Genomic DNA, 25,258 nt, shown 5'->3' with positions numbered 1-25,258 from the left:
TGTACCTTGGCAGCCGCCCCCACCTGCGAAGCCATGACGATTTCTTAACGCGGGGCGATGACACGTCCTTAACGCCCGTCGAATAGCCTGGCGCACTGCCGTCGCCCGACGGCGCTTTTACGGGGTCTTTAAACAAGAGGTGCAAGGTGGTTTCGTCGGGTTCGACGGCGCCCACGACGGAGGATCCGTCGTCGGCGCGAATACGGCTCCGCAGCTGGCTGCTGGAGGACATGTCCCCGGACAAGTCCGCCAAGAAGGCCGACGCGGAGGTGCAGCAGGGCGGCGCGGAGCCGGGGGACTCCGCCGCCGACGCCGAGCACGGTGCGCACGCCGGCCAGCGCTGGTGGCGCGTGATGTGCCTGACCGGCCTGGACTACTTCTCTACGCTCGGTTACCAGCCGGGCATCGCCGCTCTCGCGGCCGGGCTGTTGTCGCCGATCGCCACGATCGTGCTCGTGCTCGTCACCCTGCTGGGCGCGCTGCCGGTCTACCGGCGGGTCGCCCAGGAGAGTTCGCGCGGCGAGGGCTCGATCGCGATGCTGGAGCGGCTGCTGTCGTTCTGGAAGGGCAAGCTGTTCGTCCTCGCCCTGCTCGGCTTCGCGGCGACGGACTTCATCATCACGATCACGCTCTCGGCCGCCGACGCCAGCGCGCACCTGGTGGAGAACCCACATCTGACCAGCGCCCTCGGCGGCAAGCAGATGCTGATCACGCTGATCCTGGTCGCGCTGCTCGGCGCGGTCTTCCTCAAGGGCTTCAGCGAGGCCATCGGCCTGGCCGTGGCGCTCGTCGCGATCTACCTGGTGCTCAACGTGGTCGTCGTCGCGGTCGGCATCTGGAAGATCATCCAGGCGCCGCACGTCGTCGCCGACTGGTCCAACGCGCTGACGGCCGAGCACGGCAACGTGTTCGTCATGATCGGCGTCTCGCTCGTCGTCTTCCCGAAGCTCGCGCTCGGCATGTCCGGTTTCGAGACCGGCGTCGCCGTGATGCCGCACATCAAGGGTGACGCCGGTGACACCGAGGCGAACCCGGCCGGCCGGATCCGGGGCACCCGCAAGCTGCTCACCACCGCCGCCGTGATCATGAGCACCTTCCTGATCGCCACCAGCTTCATCTGCACGCTGCTCATCCCGGCCAAGGAGTTCGAGGACGGCGGCCAGGCCAACGGCCGCGCCCTCGCCTACCTGGCGCACGAGTACCTGGGCGGCGCCTTCGGCAGCGTCTACGACCTGTCCACCATCGCGATCCTGTGGTTCGCCGGCGCCTCCGCCATGGCGGGCATGCTCAACCTGCTGCCCCGCTACCTGCCGCGCTACGGCATGGCCCCGCACTGGGCCCGCGCCGTCCGCCCGATGGTGATCGTCCTGACGATCGTCGGCTTCCTGATCACCTGGCTGTTCGACGCGAACGTCGACGCCCAGGGCGGCGCCTACGCGACCGGTGTGCTGGTCCTGATCAGCTCGGCGGCCATCGCCGTCACCATCGCCGCGTACAAGAAGCGCCAGCGCGGCTGGACCATCGCCTTCGGGGTCATCTCGGCGGTCTTCCTCTACACCACCGTGGTGAACACCATGGAGCGTCCGGACGGTGTCAAGATCGGTGCCTGCTTCATCGCCGGCATCATCCTGGTCTCGCTGCTCTCCCGCCTGAAGCGCGCCTTCGAGCTGCGCGTCACGGACGTGGTGCTGGACGACGTGGCCGAGCGTTTCATCCGCGACTACGCCCACCGCCCGCTGCGCCTGATCGCCAACGAGCCGAGCAACCGCGACAACGCCGAGTACCGCGACAAGATCCGGCAGATCCGGGCCGACAACGACATCCCGGGCGAGGACGACCTGGTGTTCGTCGAGGTGACGGTCCGGGACGCGTCGGACTTCGAGTCCGAGCTGACCGTCCGCGGCGAGGTGCTGCACGGCCGGTACCGGGTGCTCACCCTGGAGAGCTCCAGCATCCCGAACGCGATCGCCGCGCTGGCGCTCACCGTCCGGGACCGCACCGGGCAGCGGCCGCACCTGTACTTCGAGTGGACCGAGGGCAACCCCTTCGCCCAGTTCCTGCGGTTCTTCCTGTTCGGTCAGGGTGAGGTCGCGCCGGTCACCCGCGAGGTGCTGCGCGAGGCGGAGCCGGACCGCACCAAGCGTCCGCGCGTCCACGTGGGCTGACCCCCGCCCGCACCGCCACGGCCCGTCCGGTCTCCCACGACCGAGCGGGCCGTCGGCGTTCCCGTAGGCGCCTCTGGAGTGCGGTCGGACACCGTTCGGTCGGACAGGCACGGCGCCGGACGATGCGAGGAAGGGCCGAGCCCGCATGAGTACCGCACCCGAGCACTACGACCGTGTCCTCGCCGCCCACGACACCTGGATGCTCGGCTTCGCGCCGGTGCTCGACGCGGCGTGACCGCACGGCGCCGCCCACGCCGGGAGGGGGGCGTGGGCGGCGGGCCGGTGGTCGGGCCGGGCCGGGTCAGGACGGCAGGCGCAGCACCAGACCGGGCTGGATGAGGTCCGGGTCCTCGCCGACGACGGAGCGGTTGAGCGCGTAGAGGGCGGGCCAGCCGCCGGGGACGCCCAGGGCGGCGGCGAGCTGGTCCAGGGTGTCGCCCTCGCGGACGGTCCACTGGCCGTTCTCCGCGGGTGCCGGAGCGGGTGCCGGAGCGGGTGCCGGAGCGGGTGCCGGAGCGGGCGGCGGCAGGACGGTGCCGCGCTCGTGGTCGCGGGTGGCCTCGTGGTCGCGGGTGGCCTCGTGGCTGTGGGTGGCCTCGTGGCCGCGGCCGCCGGCAGCGCGGGCGCCGCAGACCGGCCAGGGGGAGAGACCGCGGCGCGCGGCCAGGCGCCGGGCGACCGTGATCTGGTCCTCGCGGCTGGCGAGGTCGGGGCGCGGGGCGAATGCGAGGCCGCCGTTCGCGCGCCAGGTGGGCTGGTCGAACTGGAGGCCGCCGAAGTAGCCGTTGCCGGTGTTGACGTGCCAGTTGCCGTTGCTCTCGCAGTTCGCCATACGCTCCCAGTCGTACCTTCCGCCGTCCGACCTCCCGCCGGGGTCGGTCCCGGTGCCCCGGCCCGGGGGCGCGGCGTGGGCCGGGGATACGGCGAGGGCCACGGTGAGGGCGCAGAGCGCGGTGGGGACGAGGCTGCGAAGACGGGCGGTGGGAGGCATCGGCGGCTCTCAGATCCGGGGACAGGAGTGCGCCGCCCGAAGGCGGTGCTCTCCCACCGACGCACACCGGACGGGGCGCACCGGTGGCGACACGTCCGAGAGGTCACCCGCTCGGCCGCCCGGGACCACCCCGCCGGCCCCGCGGCCATCCCGCCGTCCCCCCTCTCCTCCTCTCGGCCGGCAGCGCGTCGGCGGCCGGCCGGACCGTTACGTGAAAGCCCCCTCGGCGACGGGCAGTTCGGCCAGGCGCCACTCCAACATGCCGTCGTTGAGCCGGATCGCCCGCCGTCCGCGCGCGGCCAGCAGCCGGACGGCGTCGTACGCGAGCACGCAGTACTCGCCGCGGCAGTAGACGACCACCTCGGTGTCGGCGGGCAGCTCCTCCAGTCGGTCGGCGAGCGCGTCCACGGTGCGCTCGCCCTGGGCGAGCAGGTCGAGCAGTTCCAGGCGCCTTCCGTTGGCCGGGGCCTTCCCGCTGGTCGCGAACGCGTCGTGCAGCCGCGCCTTCGCGCCGTTCTGGGTCATCGTTTCCTCCGCACGGTGCTCGGGACCTTGATCCAAGGTTCCATGGAATATTGATATCGGGGCGTGTTGCGGCATCCGGGCGCAGACCGCACCGTCATCACAGGAGGACCGTGATGGACTTCGCCGACGAACACCTGGTACCGCTGGTCGACGAGGGGCTGGGCAACAGTGCCTATCTGGTCGACCTGGGGGACGGCCGCGCCCTGGCCGTGGACGCCAGCCGCGACCTGCGCGCCCTGCGGGCCGCCGCCGAGCGACGCGGCCTGACCGTCGCCTTCGCCGCCGACACCCACCTGCACGCCGACTTCCTCTCCGGCGCAGTCCAGCTCGGCCATGACGACGGCGCCACCGTGCTGGCCTCCGCCGCCGGACACCGTGCCTTCCCGCACACCCCGCTCGCCGACGGTGACGAGGTCGACTTCGGCGGACTGGCCCTGCGCGCCCTCGCCACCCCCGGGCACACCGACGAGCACCTCTGCTTCCTGCTCCTCGACGGCGCCGCCGAACTCGGCGTCTTCACCGGCGGCTCGCTGATCGTGAACTCCGCCGCCCGCCCCGACCTGCTCGGCCCCGAGCGCACCGACGAACTCGCCCGCGCCCAGTACCGCTCGCTGCGCCGCCTCGCCACCCTGCCCGACCACCTCCCGGTCTGGCCCACCCACGGCGCCGGCTCCTACTGCTCCGCCCCGTCCGGCTCCGCCCGCACCACCACCATCGGCGCCCAGAAACAGTCCAACCCACTGCTCGCGGCCCCCACCGAGGACGCCTTCGTCACCGAACTGCTCGCCGGCCTCGGCAGCTACCCCGCCTACTTCGCCCGCCTCGGCGAGCTCAACCGCACCGGGCCCCGGGTGCTCGACGGCACCCCGCCGCTCCCGCTGCTCGACGCCGTCCAGGTCGGCCGACTGCTGGCGGACGGCGGCCAGGTCGTGGACGTCCGCCCCGCCGTCGACTACGCCGCCGGGCACATCCCCGGCGCCCTCTCGATCCCGCTGCGCGGCCAGTTCGCCAGCTGGCTCGGCTGGCTACTGCCCGACACCACCCCGCTGGCCTTCGTCACCGGTGACGGCCAGGACCTCGACGAGCTGGTCTGGCAGGCTCACAAGATCGGGTACGAGCGCCTCGCCGGACGTCTGGCCGGCGGCATGCGGGCCTGGCGCGAGGCCGAAGGGCCGGTCGCCGCAACCGAGTTCGTCACCGCCGAGCAGGCCGGGCAACGCCCTTATCTGGACGTGCGGCAGGAGTCCGAGTTCACCGCCGGGCACGTCCCGGGTGCCACCCACATCGAGCTGGGCTCGCTGACCGGGCTTGCCGCCGATGTCCCGCAGGGCGCGCTGGTCGCCTGCGCCCACGGCGAGCGCGCGATGACCGCCGCCAGTGTCCTGGAACGCGCCGGCCGCACCGGTGTGGCCGTCCTGGTCGGCGGGCCGGCCGACTACGCCGCCGCCCGGGGCGAGCGCCTGGAGACCGAGTGACCGCCGTCGTGCCGGAACAGCACGCCCGCCCGGTCCGGCTCGGCCTGCGGGAGAACCGGTTGCAGTTCGCCCTGCTCGTCGTGGTCAACATGGCCGTCGGCGGCCTGGTCGGGCTGGAGCGGACGACCATGCCGCTGATCGGCTCCGAGACCTTCCACCTGACCAGCGACCTCGCCGTCTTCTCCTTCATCATCGCCTTCGGCGTCACCAAGGCCCTGACCAACCTGGCCGCCGGCGCCCTGACCGCCCGCTTCCGCCGCAAGCAGGTGCTCGTCGCGGGCTGGCTACTCGGCATCCCCGTCCCGTTCGTCCTGGCCTGGGCGCCCGCCTGGGGCTGGATCGTGGCCGCCAACGTGCTGCTCGGCATCAACCAGGGCCTCACCTGGTCGATGACCGTCAACATGAAGATCGACCTGGTCGGACCGAGTCGGCGCGGCCTCGCCACCGGCCTCAACGAGGCCGCCGGCTACGCCTCGCTCGGCGCCACCGCGCTGGTCACCGGCTACCTCGCCACCGCGTACGGGCTGCGCCCGACCCCCGAGCTGATCGGCGTCGTCTTCGTCGTCGCCGGCCTCGGGCTCTCACTGGTCGTCCGCGACACGGCGGCGCACGTCGCGCTGGAACTCGCCCAGCACCCCAAGCCCGTCGGTGATGCCCCGGGCCTGTGGCGGACCTTCGCACACACCTCCTGGCGGGACCGCTCGCTGCGCGGCGCCAGCCAGGCCGGGCTGGTCAACAACCTCAACGACGGCCTCACTTGGGGCGTCTTCCCGCTGCTGTTCACCGATCACGGGCTCGGCCTCGCCGCCGTCGGCCTGATCAAGGGCCTCTACCCGCTGCTGTGGGGCTTCGGCCAGATCCCCACCGGCCACCTGGCCGACCGGGTGGGACGCAAGCCGCTGATCGTCACCGGCATGCTGGTCCAGGCGACGGGGTTCGTCACCACGCTGGCCCTGCTCGACCGGCCGCTGCTGGCCGGCATCGTCTCGGCCGTACTGCTCGGCCTCGGCACCGCGATGGTCTACCCGGCGCTGATCGCCTCGGTCTCCGACCACGCCCACCCAGGCTGGCGCGCCAACGCCCTGGGCACCTACCGGTTCTGGCGCGACATCGGCTACGCGGCGGGCGCCCTGGTCGCCGGTGTCCTCGCGGACGCGCTCGGCCTGAACGCGACCGTCGTCGCGGCGGCGGTTCTCACCGCGGCCTCCGGGCTGCTCGCGGCGCGGCTCATCAAGGAGAAGGCCGGGCACTGATCTTGGGCAAGGCAGCGTTCAACTGCCGTTCGCCGTACGCACGGTCGAGATTGGTCTGACCGTGCGTTTCGGCTGGGAACCTCCTGGGCGTTTCTCGGAGCCCAGGAGGCGGCAGTGGCGACAAATCCTTCGCGTAGAACGGTCCTTCGGACGGGTACAGCGGTCGGCGTGCTGGCCGCGCTCCCCGCGTCCACCCTGCTGTGGACCCAGCCGGCGGTGGCCGGCACCCCCGGTGCGGAGCAGATCCACCTCCAGTGGGGCAACGAGCCGTCCCGCGAGATGACCGTCTCCTGGGCGACGGCGGCCTCGGTGAGCCGTCCCCGGGTGCGGATCGGCACCCCGCGCGGCGGCGCGGGGCGGACGGTCGACGCGGACAGCCGCAGTTACGTCGACGGGCTCAACAAGGTCGAGACCTTCACCCACCACGCCCGCCTGGGCGGCCTGCGGCCCGACACCACGTACGTCTACGAGGTGCTCCACGACGGCGCCGAGCCGGTGCGCGGCACCTTCCGCACCGCGCCCGCGCGCGGCCGGGCCGCCTTCCGGTTCACCAGCTTCGGCGACCTCGGCACCGGCGACAACGTGTTCAAGAAGTCGAGCATCCACGGCGCCGCCGCCGTCCGTCAGGTCGAACAGTTCGCTCCGCTGTTCCACCTGCTCAACGGCGACCTCGCGTATGCCAACAACAACCCGCAGCTCCAGCCGCAGGCCTGGAACGCGTTCATGAACAACATGGCCAAGTCGGCCGCGAACCGCCCGTGGATGCCCGCGCCCGGCAACCACGAGGTCGAGGCCGGGGGAGGGGACCTCGGGTACGCCTCCTACCTGACCCGCTTCGAACTGCCCGACAACGGCACCCGGGACCACTGCGGCAACTGGTACAGCTTCCAGGTCGGTTCGGTGCTGTTCGTGAGCCTGGACGGCAACGAGATCGCGGTCGAGGACGACGCCAGCCTCGACCCGGCCACCGGCCAGTCCATCTACATCAGCGACTACAGCGAGGGCGCCCAACTCCGCTGGCTGGAACGGGTGTTGTCGCGCGCCCGGAGCGGGCGATCGGTGGACTGGATCGTGGCCAACCTGCACCAGTTCGCGATGTCCTCCTCCGCCGCCAGTCACGGCGGCGACATGGGCCTGCGCGAGAAGCTGCTGCCCCTGCTCGACCGCTACTCCGTCGACCTCGTGCTGGCCGGCCACGACCACGACTACGAGCGCACTCACCCGGTGCGCGGCACCGAACCGGGCGGCCTGCTCACCCCGGCCGTCGTCGACGACGACCTGCGCCAGATCGACACCTCCCAGGGCGCCGTCCACCTCATCCTCGGTGGCGGCGGCACCGCCGGGCGCGACGACGTCTACCTGCCGGCCGACGAGGACGGCGTCCGCGAGGCCACCGTCCGCACCCAGCGCCTCACCTTCAAGGCAGACCCGGACGCCAAGGAGAAGGCCCACTGGTCGGCCGTCACCGACCCGGACACCGAGTTCCCCTACGGCGTCGCGGTCTTCGACGTCGACCCCGGGCTGGTACCGGGCGGCCGCACCACCATCACCGTCAGCTACTACCACTCGGTGCCGGCCACCGCCGCCAACCCCTTCCCGACGCCGGTGCTCTTCGACCGCTTCACCCTGTACCGCGACCGCAGCGACGGCTGGGGCGACGACGACCAGGGCGAGGACGAGAACGCCGACGGGCGGGAGCGGGTGGCCGCCGGTCGGCGGTAGCACTCCGTTCGTGCGGGGCCCGCCGCGCTCACGCGGTGGGCCCATTCATGTCCGGCCCGGAGACAGCGGGACCGGTGGTTTACTGATCGTTTCAGAATGAGTTGAGCTGTGCTCTTGTGCTCGACGATCTCGGGCGGCAGGCTGTCCGAGTGCGTGTTGATCTTGTTCCGGATGGCCTGTGGGAGCGGGTGGCTCCGCTGCTGCCGCCCGCTCCCGAGCGACGCCACCGCCACCCCGGGCGACTCCGAATCCCGGACCGGGCGGCCCTGGCCGGCATCATCTACGTGCTGCGGACCGGTGTCGCGTGGCGCGATGTCCCCGCGCAGACCGTGGGCTGCTCCGGAGTCACGGCCTGGCGTCGGCTGCGGGACTGGACCGAGGCCGGCGTCTGGCCTCGTCTGCATGCCGCGCTGCTGACCGAACTGCGCCGCGCGGACCTGCTGGACCTGGACGACTGCGCCGTGGACGGCTCGCACGTCCGGGCTCTCAAAGGGGGGATCATGTCGGCCCATCGCCCGTCGACCGTGCCCGCCCCGGCTCCAAGCGCCATGTGATCGTGGGCCGTTGTGGCACCCCGCTCGCCGTGACGCTCACCGGAGGCAATCGCCACGACGTCACCCAGCTGCTGCCCCTGCTGGATGCGATACCGCCGATTCGAGGACTGCGAGGACGCCCGCGGCGCAGGCCCCGGCGGCTGTTCGCCGACCGGGGCTACGACTTCGACAAGTACCGCCGCCTGCTGTGGAGGCGCGGCATCGAGCCGGTGATCGCCCGACGCGGCGTCGCCCACGGTTCCGGACTCGGCAAGGTGCGCTGGGTCGTAGAGCGCGCCTTCGCCTGGCTTCACCAGTTCAAGCGCCTCCGCACCCGCTACGAGCGACGCGCCGATCTCCACCAGGGACTACTCGACCTCGCCTGCAGCATCATCTGCCTCCGGCGCCTTCGAAAGTCATTCTGAAACGATCAGTAAATGTCTGCGATCAAGGCGCAGAGCGCCGTATGGTCATGAACCTCCCAAGGGGGAGAGGAGGTTCACCAGAGATGGGTTTGTTCAAGGACACGCCGCCCCGCGAGCATCCTGAGTACACGCAACTGCGTTTCATGACAGCCGGATCACCGTCATGGTGGAAGCAGAACAGGCACAAGGTCCTGGCGATCGCAGGACTCCTCGCCGGGATCTGGCTCGCCGGACACCACGACAACGACGCCACCCCCAAGACGTGCGCCCCTGCGAGCACACCCAGCACTTCTCGCTGACAGCGGCGCGAAGCCTGGCCCCGCGACCCGCATAGGGCCGGGCTTCGCGGATCGGCGCTCGGCAGCCTGACAACGACGGCTCGCGGTCGTCCACGACACCAGCACGTGAGGTCCAGCAGGAGACCGGTCTGGCCATCGCCAGCGGGCGGTACATCGGCCACCTGGACTACCGAGCCCGCGAGCACCCCTGCTGCCCGCCAGCAGGGGGTGCTTCTTCGCCGGAACGCTGTCGAGGCGGTTTGCCGGCGGAACGCCGGCGGGGCGGTCCGTCGGTGGACGGGTCGGCCTCGAAGGCGTCCTCCGGCTGCGGCCCTGGCTACCGCTGCCCGGAGAGCTGTCGGAAGTCCGGGTGGGTGCGGAGGAGTTCGGCGTAGGTTCCGGTGGCGGACGCTGTGCCGTCGGAGAGCATGACGACGCTGTCGGCCGCTTCGATGGTGGACATCCGGTGGGCGATGACGAGGAGGGCGCATTCCTTCCGGAGGTTGTGCATGTTGACCGTCAGGGCGGCTTCGTTGGCGGGGTCCAGGTGGGCGGTGGGTTCGTCCATCAGCAGCAGCCGGGGGCGGGCGAGCACGGCGCGGGCGATGGCGATCCGCTGCCGTTCGCCGCTGGACAGGCGCACGCCGCGTTCACCGACGTCGGTGTCGAGTCCGGCCGGCAGGCGGTCCACCTTCTCGGTGAGGTTGACGAGGTCCAGGACCTGCCACAGCCGCTCGTCGGTGGTGTCCGGCGCGGCGTAGCAGAGGTTGTCCCGCAGGGTCCCGTGCAGGATCGGGCAGTCCTGTTCGACCCAGCCGATGTGTGAGCGCCACTGCGCGAGGCCGAGGTCCGTGGCGGGCTGCCCGTCGATGCGCAGGCTCCCGCTCCACGGCTCGTAGAACCGGTTGATCAGGGCGAAGGTGGTCGACTTGCCGGCCCCGGACGGGCCGACCAGGGCCACGAGCGCGTGCGGGGGCACGGTGAGGGAGAGCCCCTGGAGAACCGGTGCGTCCGGGCTGTAACCGAACCGCAGGTCGCGGATCTCCAGGGAAGGGACCGGGACCGGCCCACGGCCCGGGTGCCGCCACGGGGTGCCGCGACCGATCGGGGCGGGGGTGCTGTCCTCGGTGGGCAGCGCGTAGACCTCCTGGATGCGTTCGGCGGACCCCTTGGCCCTGTTCACCGAGGCGATTCCCTCCATCAGTTCGGTGACGGGGCCGGTGAGTTGGGAGGCGTACAGCAGCATCGCCACGAGGGCGCCGAGCGAGAGGGCCCCCTGGTCCACCCGGGCCGTGCCGAACAGCAGAACGAGGATGAAGGCGGCGTTGATGGCCAGTTGGGCCGTGGGGGCGACCACGGCGGTGAGCCGGGCGCTGCGCACCGCCGCGTCGTAGGCGCGGTGCGCCAGGGTGTCGAGGTGGTCGATCTCCCGTTGTTCGGCGCGGTTGGCCCGGACGGTGCGCAGGGCCGACAGGGCGCGTTCCAGTCCGGCCGAGATCGCTCCCACGGCGGTCTGCAGCGCCGTCGACGAGCGGCCGATCTCCGCCGACAGCCTGTTGATCACGACGCCGCACGCGAGCAGCACGCCCAGGATGAGCAGCATCAGGAGCGGGTCCAGCACGAACATGGCGACGACGCTGCCCAGGGCGACGCACAGGTTGGTGGCGATCTGGACCGAGACGTGGGTCAGTGCCTCCCGCAGGACGACCACGTCCGTCGAGGCGCGTGCCATGAGGTCACCGACCCGCAATCGGTCGAAGGCGTGCATCCGGACCCGCAGCAGGTGCGAGATCAGGCCGGTCCGCATGCCCAGGACGAACCGCTCGCCGGTGCGTTCCAGCAGGAAGGTGGCGCAGGCACCGATGAGCGCCTGGGTCAGCAGCAGTAGGACGAGGACGGTGCACGGGAACAGGGGCGGGCGGTGCGAGGTGACGGCGTCGACCACGCCCTTGGCGGCGAGGGGCTGCGCGACGCCCACGGCGGCAGCGGTCAGGGTGAGGAGCAGGGCGGCGCTCAAGGGGCGCCGCTGTCCCCGGGTCAGGGTCCACAGCTGTCGAAGCATCAGGTGCACGCCTCCATTCCGTGATCGTCGCCTTCATGACCACCGCCGTCCTGGTCGTTGCGCAGCCCCTGGCCGGGCCCGGGGTCAGCCGGTCTCGACCAGCCCGGAGGAGCGGAGCCGTTCGGTCATCGCCGTCAGGTCCTGCTGCGCCTGGGTCGGCGTGATGTCGAAGTGGGCCGCGAACTCCTCGGCCACGTGGTCCACGGTGCAGCCGTCCAACAGGCGCCGCAGTGCGTAGGCACCGGTCTGGTTGAGCTGCCAGTACTGCCCGGTGCGCTGGCTCAGCAGCACGGCGCCGTCGTCCGTGTCGGTGGACACCGTGTGGGCGGTCAGGCGGAGCGTCATGGGGCCCTCCCGGGGGCGGTCGGGGCGCGGCCGACCGTCAGGCCGTACGCGCCGGTTGCTTGGGGGCGACGGTGACCAGTGGTCGGAAGTAGCCGTCGGGGTACGGCTCGTCGATGACCCGGCCCTCCGCCTCGACCCAGGCGTGGGCGGCGAACGGCGTCGTGCGCACGCCGGCCTGCCAGGTGGGCCAGACGCCCTTGAACCGGCACAGCACGGCCGTGGCGATCGACCGCTGCAGGCAGTTGTGGACGGCGCAGCGCAGGCTGACCGCGACGACGGCGGCGCGGGCCTCGGACGCCTGGGCGGCGGTGCCCGGGCGGGCACCGGTGCTCAGCGTCCCGAGTACGGCACGCAGGTGGTCGGGTCGCAGTTTGGACAGCGGCCGGGCGACGGCGACGGCGGTCAGCGGCAGCAGACGTCGGTGCAGGGGCAGTCGGGTACGGGCCTGGAGTGCATAGGGCGGGCTGGTCACGGCGTCTCCTCGAGGTCGGGTGTGCGGCGCTGGTGACCGGTGCCGCTGCGGGCCGGACCGGCCGATGCCGACAGTGGGGTGGTGCGGGAGACGATCTCCCGCAGCCACAGTTCGGCGCCGATCGTCGCCTCCAGTTGGGCGGACCAGACGTCCTCGGTCCGCGGTGGCGTGATCAGGGTGGTCCTGAGCCGGTCCGGGTCGATCAGGCCGCGGCGTGCCAGCAGCGAATCGTCGAACAGGTCCAGCAGATCGGGGACGTGCTCCTGGAGGGCGCGGTCGACCGGCTCCTCGCAGTCGCCCTTGGTGGTCCGGTTGAGGATCACCTCGGGCACGAGCCCGCGCATCGCCGTGGCCAGCACCGGCTTGTACCGCCAGGGGCTGTACCGCTCGTGGGGAAGGACGGACAGCACGGCCTCGACCACCCGGTCGTCCATGTAGGGCAGTTCCAGCGGAAGTCCCGCGGCGGCGTACTCGCGGCAGACCAGCCGGAGCACCGGGCCCGCGCTGCGCAGGGCGGTGAGGGCCTCGTGCTGTCCCCGGTCCCGTGCCAGCGGGACGACCTGGTCCGCCACCTCGCGGAAGACCGTCTGCGTGGTCCTGACCGCGTCCCCGGTGGCCCACGGCGTCGCCGGGAGGCGCTCCCCCCAGCCGAGGGCCGGGGCCCGGGACGGCGAAGTGGTCCGGGCGAGGTCGTCGGCGCACCGCCGCCACCAGGCGCCGAGGTCTCCCCCGCGCAGCAGCCCGGTCAGGCTGGGCAGCAACGGCCAGCTGTTCAGCGCCCGGTGGGCGCTCAGCTGCCGCCAGGCGGTCACCGGCCGGCGGAGGAAGAGCGTGCGCAGGTAGGCGGCGCCCCCGGTGAACAGCTCGTCGGCGCCGTGTCCGGCCAGGTGTCGGGTGGCGCCGTGCTCGACCAGGTGCTGGATCCCGAAACGGATCGCGTTCATCCCTCGGGTCGCGGCCCGCGGGGCCTCCGTGTCGACCGCCCAGTACGGCGGGGAGAACACCGGTGGAGCGTCGGTGTCCGGCACGGTCAGGTGCTCGGCGTCCGGCAGCAGGCGCGCGGCCTGGCCGGCGTACAGCGGATCGTCGTTGATCGCGCTGCCGCCGGTCCAGCAGAAGGTCAGCAGGTCGGGACGGTTCTCGGCGGCGAGGAAGCACAGCGAGGTGGAGTCCATGCCGCCCGAGAGGTCGGCCGACAGCCGGCCGCGGTCGGGCTGCCGCTGGGCCACCGCCTCCCGCAGCCGCTCGCGCACCCCGGCGGCCCCCTGCGACATGGGGAGGTCCGGCTCCGGCGGCTGCCACCAGCGCACGGCTCGGGCGGGGCCGTCACCGGGGATCACCAGGCAGGAGTCCGGGGCCACCTGTCGCACGCCGCGCCACCAGCCGCGCTCGCTCAGCGGCGCGAAGAGCATCCCGTACGTCACGCTCGCCGCGACCAGGTCCTCGTCCGGCTCCGCACCGGTCAACTCGGCCAGCACGTCGGCCCGGTCGCCGGCGATCGGCACGTCGTCCAGACGGGCGGTGAACACGGTTCGGGTCCCGGTGACGGTGCCCTGGAACCGCACCCGCCCGTGGACCGACGCGACCACGTGCGTGTTGCCGGGGAGGCCGCGAGCGAGCTTGTCCACGTCCGACAGCTCGCGCACCGTCCTGGTCAAGGAGTCGAGACGTTCCCGCGTGACCGGGCTCAGGCCGAAGACCGCCACGCGGACCGGGCCGGCTTCGGACACCACCAGGTCCTCCGGCGACCACGAACCGGCCAGCCACGGCCGTCCGGACGCATGGGTGACCAACCGCGGTGCCGTGTCGCCGATCCGACGGTGGGCCCGAGCGCCGTCCGAGGAATCCGGAAAGACCACAAGGTGGTCGTTGAGCGATTGCACCTGCCCACCCCCAGGTTTCACGGCGGTATCCGTACCGCCGGCGTGTCGGCGGCTCTGCATGCGCGCCGGTGCCAGTGCCGCGCGGCCGTCCCCGCCAGGGCGTCGGCCTGTCGGCGCTCTTCCCCGGAACCGTGCACCACCCGGGGAAGGCCACACAACCGGGCAAGGTCGACTTCCCCTATGGATCACGCCATTTGTTCAACGAGAGGATCAGTCGAATCGTATTTCAATGGCATCTAAATTCCGTTAAGACGGCGCTCGGCATGATCACTCGCGCTACGGCAGTTCACTGCTGTGCTCAATAACCCCAGCAGAACCGAGCGGGTGACGTTCCGCTTACGATCCACCTGCAGGAACGTAAATCCAGTCGTCAATGACCAAATCTGGCGATCCGACTGGACACCCTCGATGGAAGCCGGTCCCAATGGAGTCACGCCATCCCAGGCTTCGGCCTCGATGCATTGGAGATAACCATGGCCAAGAACCAGCAGCTGCCCAAGCGCTACACCCCGCCCACGGCCGCCAAGGTCGGCGACTTCAGCAAGGACACGGACGGCACCATCTACACCAAGAAGGACGCGACGACCCTGGGCTTCAAGAAGCCGCGCTGACCTCGGCTTCGCTGACCTAGACTCGATCGCGACAGCCCGCCGGCCCCGCCGGCGGGCTGTTCCGCGTCTACGGGGTTCGCATGCCAACCCCGAGGCGCGACTCCGCCGCAGGCCGGAGCCGGTTCCGCCTCTCCTGGGGGCTCCGCGGGGAAGGGGAATCGGACCGATGGGAACCACTCGCGAGTTCGAATTCCACCTTCCCGCCTTTGCCCGGGAAGGCCACCGAAGCTCCCGACCGGCTTCAGGTCGGAAACTTCGACGTGTACCGACATGCGGTCCGGCGGCTCGGGCGCCCGAGGATGTCCGGACGCATGGCCGGGTGACCGGGGACCGGGTGGCCCGCGCAGGCCGGGTCAGTTGCCCGGATGGGAGGCCGCCCAGCCGTGTTCGAGCAGCGCGAAGGCCTCGTCGGCGGCTCGGCGCGGTTCGGCGTGCCGCTGGATGAGGCCGCGGGCCTCAAGGGCGAATCGGGCCAGGGCGGCGCAGCTGACGTCGTCCTCGGGTGCACCTACGGCCTCGGCGATGGCCCTTGCCAGGGCGGCTTCGTGGCGCGTCCACATGCGGTGGGCGTAGTCGCGCAGTGCGGGGGTCTCCTGCACCAGCCGCGTGAAGGCGGCGAACCGAGGGTCCGCGGCATGGACGGCGAACTGGGTCTGCTTCAGCAGGAGGTGCTCGCGCAACGCCTGCGGGATCGACTGGCCCGGGGGGCGCTCGCGGACGGCGGCCACGAGTGCCGCTTCCAGGTCGTCGTCCTGATCGAAGACCAGGGCTTCCTTGCCGGAGAAGTGCTTGAACAGGGTGGTCACCGAGACGTCGGCGAAGTCGGCGACGTCCTTGACGCCGACCTGGTCGTAGCCGCGCTCCAGGAAGAGCTCGAGTGCGGCGTCGGCCAGGGACTGGCGGGTCTGGGCCTTCTTGCGCTCGCGGCGCCCGGTCGGTTCGGTCACACCCGCACCGTACCTCGAAGTGCACCCGATATGAAAGTGTAGTCGTTGCACTTATTTAGCGAGTGTGCTTTCTTGGTGATGCCGTGCCTCCCGGCGACTCACCCACCTCCCGAAGGACACTCCCGTGAACTCTGCTCGTGATCCCCGCGTCGCGATCGTCGGCGCCGGCCTCGGCGGCCTCACCTGCGCCCGAGTCCTCCAGCAACACGGCCGCTCCGTCACCGTCTTCGAACGCGAGGCCTCCGCCGACGCCCGCCCGCAGGGCGGCACCCTCGACATGCACGCCGACACCGGCCAGGCCGCCCTGGGCGCGGCGGGGCTCCTCGACCGATTCCACGCCCTCGCCCGCCCCGAAGGAGACGAGTGGCGCGTGCTCGACTTCGCCACCGCCGCCCTCCTGGCGCGGCAGGGGCCCTCCGCCGACGGTGGCCGGCCGGAGATCGACCGGGGCCAACTGCGCGGCCTGCTCCTGGACTCGCTCACCGAGGACACGGTGCGGTGGGACCGCGCCGTCAGCGGTGCCACCCCACTGGCCGGCGGCACCTGCAGGCTGCGCTTCGATGACGGCACCGCCGAGGACTTCGACCTGGTGGTCGGTGCCGACGGCGCCTGGTCACGCGTCCGCCCGGCCCTGTCGCACGCCGTACCCGGCTACACCGGTGTCACCTTCGTCGAGACCGGATTCGACCACTGCGACACCCGCCATCCCGACCTCGCGCGGCTGGTCGGCAACGGATCGATGCTGGCGAAGGGCGCCGGCAGGTCCTTGGTCGCCCAGCGCAACAGCAACGGCCACATCCGCGCCTACATCGCGCTCCGCGCGCCGCAGGACTGGCACGTGGCCGCCGGTATCGACCTCGGCGACCGGCGGGCCGTGCGGACGCACCTGCTGAGGATGTTCGACGGCTGGGACGAAAGTCTGCGCTACATCCTGCACAACAGCGACAACGGGTTCATCAACCGGTCCCTGTTCGTCCTGCCCGCCCCGCACACCTGGGAGCACGTTCCCGGCGTCACGCTGCTCGGCGACGCCGCGCACCTGATGCCGCCGGTCGGGCTGGGCGCCAATCTCGCCATGCTCGACGGCGCCGACCTCGCCCACGCCCTCGTGACCGAACCCAGCGTCGGCGACGCCGTCCGCGCCTACGAGAGCATCATGCTGCCGCGCTCGATCGAGGCCGCGACGGGGAGTGCGCGGGGACTCGACCACCTCGTTCCCGCGACGGTCTCCTGAGTCGACTCCACTGCCCCCGGCCCCGCGGGTCGCGCCCGCGCCGATCACGTGCACTCTCCGCAGCGGTCGCATCCGCCCCAGAGTGGCGTCGCCAGAGGGTCCGTCAGGTTTGCTGACTTCCTCCCCGCCCTAACTGATCGTTTCAGAATGAGTTGAGCTGTGCTCGACGATCTTGGGCGGCAGGCTGCCCGAGTGCGTGTTGATCTTGTTCCGGATGGCCTGTGGGAGCGGGTGGCTCCGCTGCTGCCGCCCGCTCCCGAGCGACGCCACCGCCATCCCGGGCGACTCCGAATCCCGGACCGGGCGGCCCTGGCCGGCATCATCTACGTGCTGCGGACCGGTGTCGCGTGGCGCGATGTCCCCGCGCAGACCGTGGGCTGCTCCGGAGTCACGGCCTGGCGTCGGCTGCGGGACTGGACCGAGGCCGGCGTCTGGCCTCGTCTGCATGCCGCGCTGCTGACCGAACTGCGCCGCGCGGACCTGCTGGACCTGGACGACTGCGCCGTGGACGGCTCGCACGTCCGGGCTCTCAAAGGGGGGATCATGTCGGCCCATCGCCCGTCGACCGTGCCCGCCCCGGCTCCAAGCGCCATGTGATCGTGGGCCGTTGTGGCACCCCGCTCGCCGTGACGCTCACCGGAGGCAATCGCCACGACGTCACCCAGCTGCTGCCCCTGCTGGATGCGATACCGCCGATTCGAGGACTGCGAGGACGCCCGCGGCGCAGGCCCCGGCGGCTGTTCGCCGACCGGGGCTACGACTTCGACAAGTACCGCCGCCTGCTGTGGAGGCGCGGCATCGAGCCGGTGATCGCCCGACGCGGCGTCGCCCACGGTTCCGGACTCGGCAAGGTGCGCTGGGTCGTAGAGCGCGCCTTCGCCTGGCTTCACCAGTTCAAGCGCCTCCGCACCCGCTACGAGCGACGCGCCGATCTCCACCAGGGACTACTCGACCTCGCCTGCAGCATCATCTGCCTCCGGCGCCTTCGAAAGTCATTCTGAAACGATCAGTTAGTGCTCTGACCGGGCCGTCGGCTCTGCCCGTGGCGAATCTGCGGCGGGCAGAGAAACCGCATCCGGGGGTCCTCCGGGGGTGAGAGTGGAGTCGACGGCATCTCCGCCTCGACGACCCGACATGGAGAACCAGATGACTCCACTCACCGCGCTCCCGCCCCACGCGGAGCAGGGCGACACCCCGCCCAGCCGCTTCGACGACCATCTCGCGGCGCAGCTGCTCGCCCAGCGGATCGTCCTCCTCGGCACGCAGGTCGACGACGTGTCGGCCAACCGGGTGTGCGCACAGCTGCTGCTGCTCTCCGCGGAGGACCCGCGTACCGACATCGGCCTGTACATCAACAGCCCCGGCGGGTCGGTCACCGCGGGTCTCGCCATCTACGACACCATGCGACTCATCCCGAACGACGTCTCGACGCTGGCGATGGGGTTCGCGGCCAGCATGGGTCAGTTCCTGCTCACGGTGGGGGCGCCCGGCAAGCGGTTCGCGCTGCCGAACGCGCGGATCATGATGCACCAGCCCTCGGCGGGTATCGGTGGCACCGCCGCGGACATCGAGATCCAGGCGGAGAACCTCCAGTTCACCAAGCGGGCCATCGAGCGGATCACCGCCGAGCACACCGGGCAGAGCGAGGAGACGATCGCGCGGGACGGCGACCGGGACCGCTGGTTCACGGCGGAGCAGGCCAGGGAGTACGGGATCGTGGATAGGGTGGTGGAGTCGGTCGCCGACATCCGCCCGGCCTCGTCGCGCCGACGGATGGGGTTGTGACATGGGGTCGTACACGGTTCCCTACGTCATCGAGCGGACCGCGCAGGGCGAGCGGTCCTACGACGTCTTCAGCCGGCTGCTGAACGAGCGGATCATCTTCCTCGGCACCGAGATCGACGACGGGGTCGCGAACGTGGTCATCGCGCAACTCCTGCACCTGGAGTCGGAGAACCCGGAGCGCGAGATCTCGATCTACCTCAACTCGCCCGGTGGATCGTTCACTTCGCTGATGGCGATCTACGACACGATGACGTTCGTGCAGGCGCCGATCTCCACGTTCTGCGTCGGTCAGGCGGCGTCGACGGCGGCGGTGCTGCTGGCCGGCGGAGATCCCGGGCGGCGGTTCGTGCTCCAGCACGCGCGGGTGCTGCTCGGGCAGCCGGCCAGTGGCGGCCGGCAGGGGACGGTCTCCGACCTCAGCCTCGCGGCCAAGGAGGTGGTCCGCATCCGCTCGCAGGTGGAGGAGGTCCTGTCCCGGCACACGCAGCACGACGTGGCGACGCTGCGCGCGGACATGGACCGGGAGAAGGTGCTCACCGCCGAGGAGGCCGTCGCCTACGGACTCGCCGACGAGGTGCTGAGCCGACGGCTCGCGCTCGTCTGATCGCACGCCGGGCCGATGGCCGAACCGGCGGCCGGCACCACGGGGGTGTGCCGGCCGCCGGTTCGGTCAGGCGGCGAGTTCGGTCAGGCGGCGAGTTCGGTCAGGCGGCGAGGCAGAGGCCGTCGTACTGCGTCGTGGGCGACGTGCGGCCGCGGCCCAGCCGGCTCCGGCCCACCTGGCTCTGGCCCACCTGGCTCCGGGCGTACCGGGCCAGCTCGTCCTGGGCGAGCGAGAGCAGGTCGGCGAGGCCGAGTCCGAGCGCCTTGGCGGCGGCCGCGAGCACCTCGGAGGAGGCCTCCTTGCGTCCGCGCTCCAGCTCCGACAGGTACGGCATCGAGATCCGGGCCGTCTCGGCGACGTCCTTCAACGTGCGCTCCTGGGCGAGGCGCTCGCGTCGCAGTGCATCGCCGATGAGGTCGCGCCACAGGGGTTCCCTCGGCGCGGGTGTCTCGGGGGCTCCGGACGGTTGCTGCGGGGCGCGGGTCGCCCCGGCGGAACCGGGCGGCGAGGTCTGCGGGCGCAGGGGGATGATGCGGGCTTCGTTCGGCGCATGAGTGCTCACCCCTTCAGCCTAGGGATCCGGGGGGTCAGGGGAAGGGAGTGGCGTTCCGCCCTGGGTGAAGCCGCGCGGGCGGCCCGTTACGCGCGCGGTGTCTGCTGGCTGTCGTAGTGCTCCTGGGCGGCGAGGAGTTCGTCTCCGTGCCGGCCGAACCACTGGATGAGTTCGGTCAGCGGCTCGGCCAGGCCGGCACCGAGTTCCGTCAGGCTGTAGGTCACCTGGGGCGGATTGGTGGGCGCGACATGGCGGCCGACGAGCCCGGCCCGGGCCAGTGCCTTGAGGTTCTGCGACAGCATCTTCTGACTGATGCCACCGACTCGTTGGTGCAGCTGCGCGAAGCGGTGCGGGCCGGCGATGAGGGCCGAGATGATCAGTGTCGCCCAGCGGCTCGTCGTCTGGTCCATGATCGGCCTGAGCGCGCACTTGTTGCCAGAGGTGTCGTGGGCCAGGAGTCGGGTGGCCGTCGCGACCTGCTGAGTATCCGTCACGGCATGAGCTTACAAAAAAGTAGGTACTTCCCAGTAGTAATGGACTTTCCTACGGTGACTTCCGCAAGCACCAACGTTCGAGGAGTCACTGTGAGCAGCAGTAACGCACGTACGGCGATCGTCACGGGCGCATCGAAGGGCCTGGGTGCGGGGATCGCCAAGGCGCTGGCCGGGACCGGCGCAGCCGTCGTGGTGAACTACCGGGAGGATGCGAAGGGCGCCGAGCGGGTCGTCGCGGGTATCACCGCCGAGGGTGGCCGGGCGATCGCGGTCCGGGCGGACGTGGCCCGCGGCGACGACGTGCGCCATCTGTTCGATCGGGCGCGCGAGGAGTACGGACCGGTCGACGTGCTCGTGAACAACGCGGCCGTCGCCGCCTTCGCGCCGCTGTCGGGCATCACCGAGGAGGAGTTCCAGCGCGAGATGACCACGAACCTGCTGGGCACGATCCTCACGACGCAGGCCCTGGCCGCGCAGGACGACATCGGCGCCGCGTCGGTCATCAACGTCTCGACGGCCGGCACGCTCACCCACCCGCCGTACGCTTCGCTCTACGTCGCCTCCAAGAGCGCCGTCAACGCGTTCACCATCGTCGCGGCCAAGGAGCTGGGCCCGCGCGGCATCCGGGTCAACGCGATCATGCCCGGACCGTCGGACACTGAGGGCACCAGGGCCATGGGATTCCCCGGCTCGGCCCAGGAGGCGCAGGCGATCGCCGACACCCCACTGGGCCGAACGGGCACCCCGGACGACTACGGCCCACTGGTGACCTTCCTGGCTTCCGACGACGCGCGCTGGATCACTGGGGACGTCATCCTCGTTTCCGGAGGCATGCGCTGACGCCACGTCCGTTCGGTTACGGGCTCCGCCGCCTGCCTGCGGCCTGATCGGTGATCGCCCGCAGGAGGTGGGTGGTGCGGTCGCCGTGGCGTGGCTCGCGCGGCTGAGGGGCGGCCCCGCTGTGCCCTAGCCGGGGAAGAGTCGGCGGAGGTGGTATTGCAGGACGGTGGTCGCCTCCTCGGCCGAGCGCTGGCCGAGGAGGACGCTCAGGCCGAGGCCGGCGGAGACGGCGAGCAGGACGACGGCCTCCTGTCGGGCGTCCAGGTGGGGATCGGCGGTTCCGGCCCGTTGGGCGGCGGCCAGGTGGGCGGTCAGGAAGTTCTCCATCTCGTTGGGGGCGGCGAGGAAGGGCTGTCCGGCGAGGGCGGGGTCGGTGACGGAGAGCACCGCGTACTCGGTGTAGATGAGGTGGAAGGCGCGGCTCTCCTCGTCGGTGGGGACGGCTTCCAGCAGTACCGCCTCGATGATGCCGAGCGGGTCGGTGGTGGTGCCGGTCGCGCGGACGCGTTGCCGGACCCGTTCGCCCATGCGGGCTGCCAGGCGGGTCATGGCGGCGAGGAGCAGCTGTTCCTTGGTGTCGAAGTAGTACTGCACGAGCCGCACGGAGACGCCGGCCTCGATGGCGACGGAGCGCATGGTGACGGAGTGGAGGCCGCTGCTCGCCGCCGAGCGGAGCAGGGCGTCGATGATGTGGGCCCGCCGCTCCTCGTGATCCACCAGCTTCGGCATCGGGTTCCTTCCGGATGTTTTTGTGGTACAACCATACCATCAACCGGGGAGGGATCATGACCAGGACCAGCGTCGGACACTTCGTCAGCGAGTCGGCTCGTGCGAAGTTCCTTGAGGCGTACGACCGCGCGATGGAGCTGTGGCCGAGCCCGCGTCGGGAGCTCGACGTCGAGACGAGCTACGGCACTGTCCACGTCCACCACTACGGGCCGAGCGAGGGCGAGCCGGTCGTGCTGCTGCACGGCCATGCCGGGCATCCGTCCAACTGGTACCCGCAGATCGCGGCCCTGGGCGAGCACCACCCGGTGTACGCGATCGACACCCTCGACGACCCCGGCCGCAGCGTCCAGCGCGCCGTCGCGGCCGGGCCGGAGGGGAACGCGGCCTGGCTGGGGGAGGTGCTCGCCGGGCTCGGACTGGAGCGGGTGCACCTGATCGGAGTCTCGTACGGCGGCTGGCTGGCCCTCAACCAGGCCATCCACGCACCCGACCGCCTCGCCTCGGTCGCGCCGCTGGACCCCGGGGGGATCGAGAAGGTCCCCGCGCGGTTCTACTTCAGCATGGTCGCCGGCCTGTTCGGGATGCTCGCCCCACGGTCGCTGCGTCCGGCCGTCGGGCGGCTGCTCGCCAACCCAGCGCTCAGTGCGCCCCGCGAGATGATCGCGCCGCTGATGCTCGGCATGCGCAGCTACAAGCCGAGCGGCCGTCCGGCGGCACGGCCTTTCACGGATGAGGAGCTGGGGTCCATCCGGCTGCCCGTGCTGGTGCTGGTGGGCAAGCGCAGCGCCCTGCTGCGGCCGCGCCGGGTGGTGGAGCGGGCCGCGGGGCTGATCCCGGGTGTGCGGGCCGAGATCGTGGAACGGGCCGGGCACGGGCTGAACCTGGAGCAGCCCGAGCTGGTCAACGAGCGGCTGCTGAGTTTCATCGGCTCGGTCGGACGGGAGGCGCGGGCCGCGTAGGTCGGCTGCTCAAGCACTGCGTCCCGCCCCCGGCGTCTTCGGGGGCGGGGCTCGGCTTTCCGCCAACCGTCGGCGAGGTGTAACTTCTCCGCCACCCGGCTACCCACTGGTAGCCATCTCGCTGCCGGACAGTCGCCGGCGTCGGATTTGTCCATACTTCTCGGAGCTTCCACGTGTCACCTGTCACCCGTCGTACCTTCCTCGGCTCGGCCGCCGCCCTCGGCGCGGCCATCGGGCTGGACACGGCCCTGCCCGGCGCGGTGCCGAACGCGTCCGCCGCGACGACGGGGACGATCCGCGACGTCAAGCACGTCGTGGTGCTCATGCAGGAGAACCGCAGCTTCGACCACTACTTCGGCACGCTCAAGGGCGTGCGCGGATTCGGCGACCGCACCGCCATCCAGATCGCGGGCGGCAACAGCGTGTTCAACCAGCCGAACGGCAGCGGGCGGCAGTACCCGTGGCAGCTCAGCAAGACCAACACCTGGTGGTGGGGCGTCAGCGCCGAGCAGCTGGCGCAGTGCGACGGATCACTCGACCACTCGTGGAACACCCAGCACCACGCGTGGAACAACGGGAACATGGACTCCTGGATCGCCGCCAAGTGGTCGGACAGAACCATGGGGTTCATGGCCCGCGAGGACATACCGTTCCACTACGCGCTGGCCGACGCCTACACCATCTGCGACGCCTACCACTGCTCGATCCTCTCCGCCACCGGCCCCAACCGCACCTACCTGTGGTCCGGCACGATCGACCCGGGTGCCACTGCGGGTGGTCCGGCCTACGACGGCGGCTCCGAGTCGGGCCTGCACTGGCAGACCTACGCCGAGGCCCTGCAGAACGCGGGCGTCAGCTGGAAGGTCTACCAGAACGCCAACGACAACTTCGGCGACAACGCCCTCGCCTACTTCAACCAGTTCACCAGCGCACCGAGTTCGAGCCCGCTCGCCCAGCACGGCATGGGCTCGGTGCCCAGCACCGGCTCGACCCCGGACGACATCGCCGCCGCGATCAAGGCCGACGCGCTCGCGGGCACCCTGCCCCAGGTCTCCTGGGTGGTGGCCAACCAGCTGTTCTCCGAGCACCCGGACGGCCCGCCGGAGAACGGCGCGCACTTCGTCAACCTGGTGCTGCAGGCCCTGGCCGCCGACCCGGAGGTCTTCAACTCCACCGCCCTGTTCCTCAACTACGACGAGAACGACGGCTTCTTCGACCACGTGCCCCCGCCCGTGGCGCCGGCCGGCACCGCCGGCGAGTTCTACAACGGAACCAACATCGGCCTCGGCTTCCGCGTCCCGATGATCATCGCCTCGCCGTGGACCCGCGGCGGCTTCGTCGACTCCCGGGTCTACGACCACACCAGCGTCATCCGCTTCCTGGAGACCTGGACCGCCGCCCTCGGCACCCCCGCCGTCTGCCCCAACATCAGCGACTGGCGCCGCCAGGTCTGCGGCGACCTCACCGGCGCCTTCGACTTCGTCAACCCCGTCTACGGCGTGCCCGCGCTGCCCGACACCAGCGCCACCCTCAGCCAGGCCACCGCCAACGTGCAGATCAACCCCAGCCCGGGCACCAACTCCATGCCCACCCAGGAACCCGGCACCAAGCCCGCCCGCGCGCTGCCCTACCAGCCCAACGCCTGGGTCGACCGGATCGAGTACGGCGCCGACAACCAGATCCTGCTCTGGATCGACATGGCCAACCAGGGCCCGCAGGCCACCGCCTGGGCGCACTACTCGGTCTACGCCAACGCCTACCGCGGCGGCGGCCCCTGGCAGTACACCGTCGCCCCGTACGACGCCACGACCGGCACCGACGGCAGCGCCCGCGACTCCTTCAACATCGGCGCCAACTTCGGCAACGGGCAGTACGACCTCACCGTGTACGGCCCCAACCGCACCCTGCGCCGCTTCGCCGGCAACGCGACCACCGCCGGCAAGACCGCGGAGGCCACCACCTCCTACGCGCCGGCACCGGACACCGGCAAGCCGGCGCTCTGGTTCACCATGACCAACACCGGCACCAGCACCGTCACCTTCACCATCACCGCCACCAACTACCGCACCGGTACGTGGACCTACCAGGTCGCCCCCGGCGCCACCGTCAAGGACTTCTTCAACGCCGTCACCGTCGCGCAGGGCTGGTACGACTTCACCGTCACCGTCAGCAGCGACCCCGCCTGGAGCCGCCGTGCCACCGGCCACATCGAAACCGGCGCCGCCGGCATCACCGGCTGACCGGCACCCACCGGCGGCCGTGACGAGGCCCCCAGCCACCGGGCCGGGGGCCTCGTCGCCGTGTTCTGCGCTCTGGTGTGCGGTCGGCTCGGCCCGGGCCTGGGCTTGCGGGCCCGCCGCGCCGGCCGCTTCC

Annotated in this window: 24 protein-coding genes; 14 read left to right on the top strand and 10 right to left on the bottom strand. The window is 71.3% G+C overall.

Features of this window, described 5'->3' with window-relative positions; all coding sequences use genetic code 11:
• Positions 1–230: 230 nt before the first annotated feature.
• Complete coding sequence (locus tag ABZW30_RS03360; RefSeq protein ID WP_355669335.1) at positions 231–2,165, top strand: amino acid transporter; 1,935 nt, start codon at positions 231–233, stop codon at positions 2,163–2,165.
• A gap of 301 nt (positions 2,166–2,466) precedes the next feature.
• Here the strand turns inward: ABZW30_RS03360 and ABZW30_RS03355 are convergent, their stop codons facing one another.
• Complete coding sequence (locus tag ABZW30_RS03355) at positions 2,467–3,156, bottom strand: transglycosylase family protein (RefSeq protein ID WP_355669334.1); 690 nt, start codon at positions 3,154–3,156, stop codon at positions 2,467–2,469.
• Positions 3,157–3,363: 207 nt separating this feature from the next.
• On the bottom strand, positions 3,364–3,681 hold the full coding sequence (locus ABZW30_RS03350) for a rhodanese-like domain-containing protein (RefSeq protein ID WP_355669333.1): 318 nt from the start codon (positions 3,679–3,681) through the stop codon (positions 3,364–3,366).
• A 113-nt stretch (positions 3,682–3,794) separates the two neighbouring features.
• Here ABZW30_RS03350 and ABZW30_RS03345 point away from each other — a divergent pair, with 113 nt between their 5' ends.
• The 5 genes from ABZW30_RS03345 (at position 3,795) to ABZW30_RS03325 (ending at position 9,388) form a co-directional block, all read left to right on the top strand.
• Positions 3,795–5,156 carry an MBL fold metallo-hydrolase gene (locus ABZW30_RS03345; protein WP_355669332.1) on the top strand — a complete coding sequence of 454 codons (1,362 nt, stop codon included), beginning with the start codon at positions 3,795–3,797 and terminating at the stop codon, positions 5,154–5,156.
• Positions 5,153–6,409: an MFS transporter gene (locus tag ABZW30_RS03340; RefSeq protein WP_355669331.1), complete on the top strand. Its 1,257-nt coding sequence runs from the start codon at positions 5,153–5,155 to the stop codon at positions 6,407–6,409. Before ABZW30_RS03345 ends, ABZW30_RS03340 begins: the two co-directional genes overlap by 4 nt.
• A gap of 168 nt (positions 6,410–6,577) precedes the next feature.
• Positions 6,578–8,131 carry a metallophosphoesterase family protein gene (locus ABZW30_RS03335; RefSeq protein ID WP_355669330.1) on the top strand — a complete coding sequence of 518 codons (1,554 nt, stop codon included), beginning with the start codon at positions 6,578–6,580 and terminating at the stop codon, positions 8,129–8,131.
• 149 nt (positions 8,132–8,280) lie between these two features.
• A protein-coding gene (locus ABZW30_RS03330) for an IS5 family transposase (protein WP_355669321.1) occupies positions 8,281–9,089 on the top strand; the annotation gives its coding sequence in 2 pieces (ribosomal slippage) (positions 8,281–8,620 and positions 8,620–9,089; 810 coding nt in all).
• 83 nt (positions 9,090–9,172) lie between these two features.
• Positions 9,173–9,388: a hypothetical protein gene (locus ABZW30_RS03325; protein ID WP_355669329.1), complete on the top strand. Its 216-nt coding sequence runs from the start codon at positions 9,173–9,175 to the stop codon at positions 9,386–9,388.
• A 316-nt stretch (positions 9,389–9,704) separates the two neighbouring features.
• Here ABZW30_RS03325 and ABZW30_RS03320 read toward each other — a convergent pair whose 3' ends face one another.
• From ABZW30_RS03320 to ABZW30_RS03305, 4 genes are all read right to left on the bottom strand, one after another.
• A complete protein-coding gene (locus ABZW30_RS03320; RefSeq protein WP_355669328.1) occupies positions 9,705–11,429 on the bottom strand; it encodes an ABC transporter ATP-binding protein in 1,725 nt (574 codons plus the stop codon).
• Positions 11,430–11,513: 84 nt separating this feature from the next.
• On the bottom strand, positions 11,514–11,774 hold the full coding sequence (locus ABZW30_RS03315; protein ID WP_355669327.1) for a lasso peptide biosynthesis PqqD family chaperone: 261 nt from the start codon (positions 11,772–11,774) through the stop codon (positions 11,514–11,516).
• A 37-nt stretch (positions 11,775–11,811) separates the two neighbouring features.
• Complete coding sequence (locus ABZW30_RS03310; protein ID WP_355669326.1) at positions 11,812–12,246, bottom strand: lasso peptide biosynthesis B2 protein; 435 nt, start codon at positions 12,244–12,246, stop codon at positions 11,812–11,814.
• Positions 12,243–13,976: an asparagine synthase-related protein gene (locus tag ABZW30_RS03305; RefSeq protein ID WP_355669325.1), complete on the bottom strand. Its 1,734-nt coding sequence runs from the start codon at positions 13,974–13,976 to the stop codon at positions 12,243–12,245. Before ABZW30_RS03305 ends, ABZW30_RS03310 begins: the two co-directional genes overlap by 4 nt.
• Before the next feature lie 626 nt (positions 13,977–14,602).
• Here ABZW30_RS03305 and ABZW30_RS03300 point away from each other — a divergent pair.
• A complete protein-coding gene (locus ABZW30_RS03300; protein WP_355669324.1) occupies positions 14,603–14,740 on the top strand; it encodes a hypothetical protein in 138 nt (45 codons plus the stop codon).
• Positions 14,741–15,093: 353 nt separating this feature from the next.
• Here ABZW30_RS03300 and ABZW30_RS03295 read toward each other — a convergent pair whose 3' ends face one another.
• A complete protein-coding gene (locus ABZW30_RS03295) occupies positions 15,094–15,687 on the bottom strand; it encodes a helix-turn-helix domain-containing protein (RefSeq protein WP_355669323.1) in 594 nt (197 codons plus the stop codon).
• Between the two features lie 124 nt (positions 15,688–15,811).
• On the opposite strand from ABZW30_RS03295, the gene ABZW30_RS03290 reads away from it, so the two are divergent.
• From ABZW30_RS03290 to ABZW30_RS03275, 4 genes are all read left to right on the top strand, one after another.
• Entirely contained in the window at positions 15,812–16,921 is a 1,110-nt protein-coding gene (locus ABZW30_RS03290; protein ID WP_355669322.1) for an NAD(P)/FAD-dependent oxidoreductase, read from the top strand.
• A gap of 192 nt (positions 16,922–17,113) precedes the next feature.
• Positions 17,114–17,922, top strand: a protein-coding gene (locus ABZW30_RS03285) for an IS5 family transposase (protein WP_355669321.1) whose coding sequence is annotated in 2 segments (ribosomal slippage) — positions 17,114–17,453 and positions 17,453–17,922 — 810 coding nt in all. Because the reading frame shifts where the segments join, the coding sequence is not laid out codon by codon here.
• A gap of 145 nt (positions 17,923–18,067) precedes the next feature.
• Positions 18,068–18,706, top strand: a complete 639-nt coding sequence (locus ABZW30_RS03280) for an ATP-dependent Clp protease proteolytic subunit (RefSeq protein ID WP_355669320.1) — start codon at positions 18,068–18,070, stop codon at positions 18,704–18,706.
• Between the two features lies 1 nt (position 18,707).
• A complete protein-coding gene (locus ABZW30_RS03275; protein ID WP_355669319.1) occupies positions 18,708–19,310 on the top strand; it encodes an ATP-dependent Clp protease proteolytic subunit in 603 nt (200 codons plus the stop codon).
• 100 nt (positions 19,311–19,410) lie between these two features.
• Here ABZW30_RS03275 and ABZW30_RS03270 read toward each other — a convergent pair whose 3' ends face one another.
• Both ABZW30_RS03270 and ABZW30_RS03265 read right to left on the bottom strand, forming a co-directional pair.
• Positions 19,411–19,872 (bottom strand): helix-turn-helix domain-containing protein, encoded by a 462-nt coding sequence (locus tag ABZW30_RS03270; protein ID WP_355669318.1) that lies wholly within the window; start codon positions 19,870–19,872, stop codon positions 19,411–19,413.
• A 77-nt stretch (positions 19,873–19,949) separates the two neighbouring features.
• Complete coding sequence (locus ABZW30_RS03265) at positions 19,950–20,357, bottom strand: helix-turn-helix domain-containing protein (RefSeq protein ID WP_355669317.1); 408 nt, start codon at positions 20,355–20,357, stop codon at positions 19,950–19,952.
• 90 nt (positions 20,358–20,447) lie between these two features.
• Between ABZW30_RS03265 and ABZW30_RS03260 the strand changes: the two genes are divergently transcribed.
• Positions 20,448–21,197 carry an SDR family oxidoreductase gene (locus tag ABZW30_RS03260; RefSeq protein ID WP_355669316.1) on the top strand — a complete coding sequence of 250 codons (750 nt, stop codon included), beginning with the start codon at positions 20,448–20,450 and terminating at the stop codon, positions 21,195–21,197.
• A 126-nt stretch (positions 21,198–21,323) separates the two neighbouring features.
• Here ABZW30_RS03260 and ABZW30_RS03255 read toward each other — a convergent pair whose 3' ends face one another.
• Positions 21,324–21,926 carry a TetR/AcrR family transcriptional regulator gene (locus ABZW30_RS03255; RefSeq protein WP_355669315.1) on the bottom strand — a complete coding sequence of 201 codons (603 nt, stop codon included), beginning with the start codon at positions 21,924–21,926 and terminating at the stop codon, positions 21,324–21,326.
• 56 nt (positions 21,927–21,982) lie between these two features.
• Here ABZW30_RS03255 and ABZW30_RS03250 point away from each other — a divergent pair, with 56 nt between their 5' ends.
• Positions 21,983–22,885, top strand: coding sequence for an alpha/beta fold hydrolase (locus tag ABZW30_RS03250; RefSeq protein ID WP_355669314.1), 903 nt, complete (start codon positions 21,983–21,985; stop codon positions 22,883–22,885).
• Between the two features lie 173 nt (positions 22,886–23,058).
• Positions 23,059–25,125: a phosphocholine-specific phospholipase C gene (locus tag ABZW30_RS03245; protein WP_355669313.1), complete on the top strand. Its 2,067-nt coding sequence runs from the start codon at positions 23,059–23,061 to the stop codon at positions 25,123–25,125.
• The last annotated feature ends 133 nt before the right edge of the window (positions 25,126–25,258 follow it).

The sequence above is a fragment of the Kitasatospora sp. NPDC004669 genome, assembly GCF_040609455.1.
In the GTDB taxonomy this organism is placed as follows: domain Bacteria; phylum Actinomycetota; class Actinomycetes; order Streptomycetales; family Streptomycetaceae; genus Kitasatospora.
The sequence above is the reverse complement of the archived record's forward strand: the minus strand, read 5'-3'. Positions and strand labels throughout refer to the sequence as shown.

Excerpts from the sequence above, each read along its gene's own strand:
- ABZW30_RS03300 (WP_355669324.1), top strand. The coding sequence starts at position 14,603 with ATGGCCAAGAACCAGCAGCTGCCCAAGCGCTACACCCCGCCCACGGCC.
- ABZW30_RS03320 (WP_355669328.1), bottom strand. The coding sequence starts at position 11,429 with ATGCTTCGACAGCTGTGGACCCTGACCCGGGGACAGCGGCGCCCCTTG.
- ABZW30_RS03275 (WP_355669319.1), top strand. The coding sequence starts at position 18,708 with ATGGGGTCGTACACGGTTCCCTACGTCATCGAGCGGACCGCGCAGGGC.
- ABZW30_RS03325 (WP_355669329.1), top strand. The coding sequence starts at position 9,173 with ATGGGTTTGTTCAAGGACACGCCGCCCCGCGAGCATCCTGAGTACACG.
- ABZW30_RS03360 (WP_355669335.1), top strand. The coding sequence starts at position 231 with ATGTCCCCGGACAAGTCCGCCAAGAAGGCCGACGCGGAGGTGCAGCAG.
- ABZW30_RS03350 (WP_355669333.1), bottom strand. The coding sequence starts at position 3,681 with ATGACCCAGAACGGCGCGAAGGCGCGGCTGCACGACGCGTTCGCGACC.
- ABZW30_RS03345 (WP_355669332.1), top strand. The coding sequence starts at position 3,795 with ATGGACTTCGCCGACGAACACCTGGTACCGCTGGTCGACGAGGGGCTG.
- ABZW30_RS03280 (WP_355669320.1), top strand. The coding sequence starts at position 18,068 with ATGACTCCACTCACCGCGCTCCCGCCCCACGCGGAGCAGGGCGACACC.
- ABZW30_RS03250 (WP_355669314.1), top strand. The coding sequence starts at position 21,983 with ATGACCAGGACCAGCGTCGGACACTTCGTCAGCGAGTCGGCTCGTGCG.
- ABZW30_RS03355 (WP_355669334.1), bottom strand. The coding sequence starts at position 3,156 with ATGCCTCCCACCGCCCGTCTTCGCAGCCTCGTCCCCACCGCGCTCTGC.
- ABZW30_RS03255 (WP_355669315.1), bottom strand. The coding sequence starts at position 21,926 with ATGCCGAAGCTGGTGGATCACGAGGAGCGGCGGGCCCACATCATCGAC.
- ABZW30_RS03315 (WP_355669327.1), bottom strand. The coding sequence starts at position 11,774 with ATGACGCTCCGCCTGACCGCCCACACGGTGTCCACCGACACGGACGAC.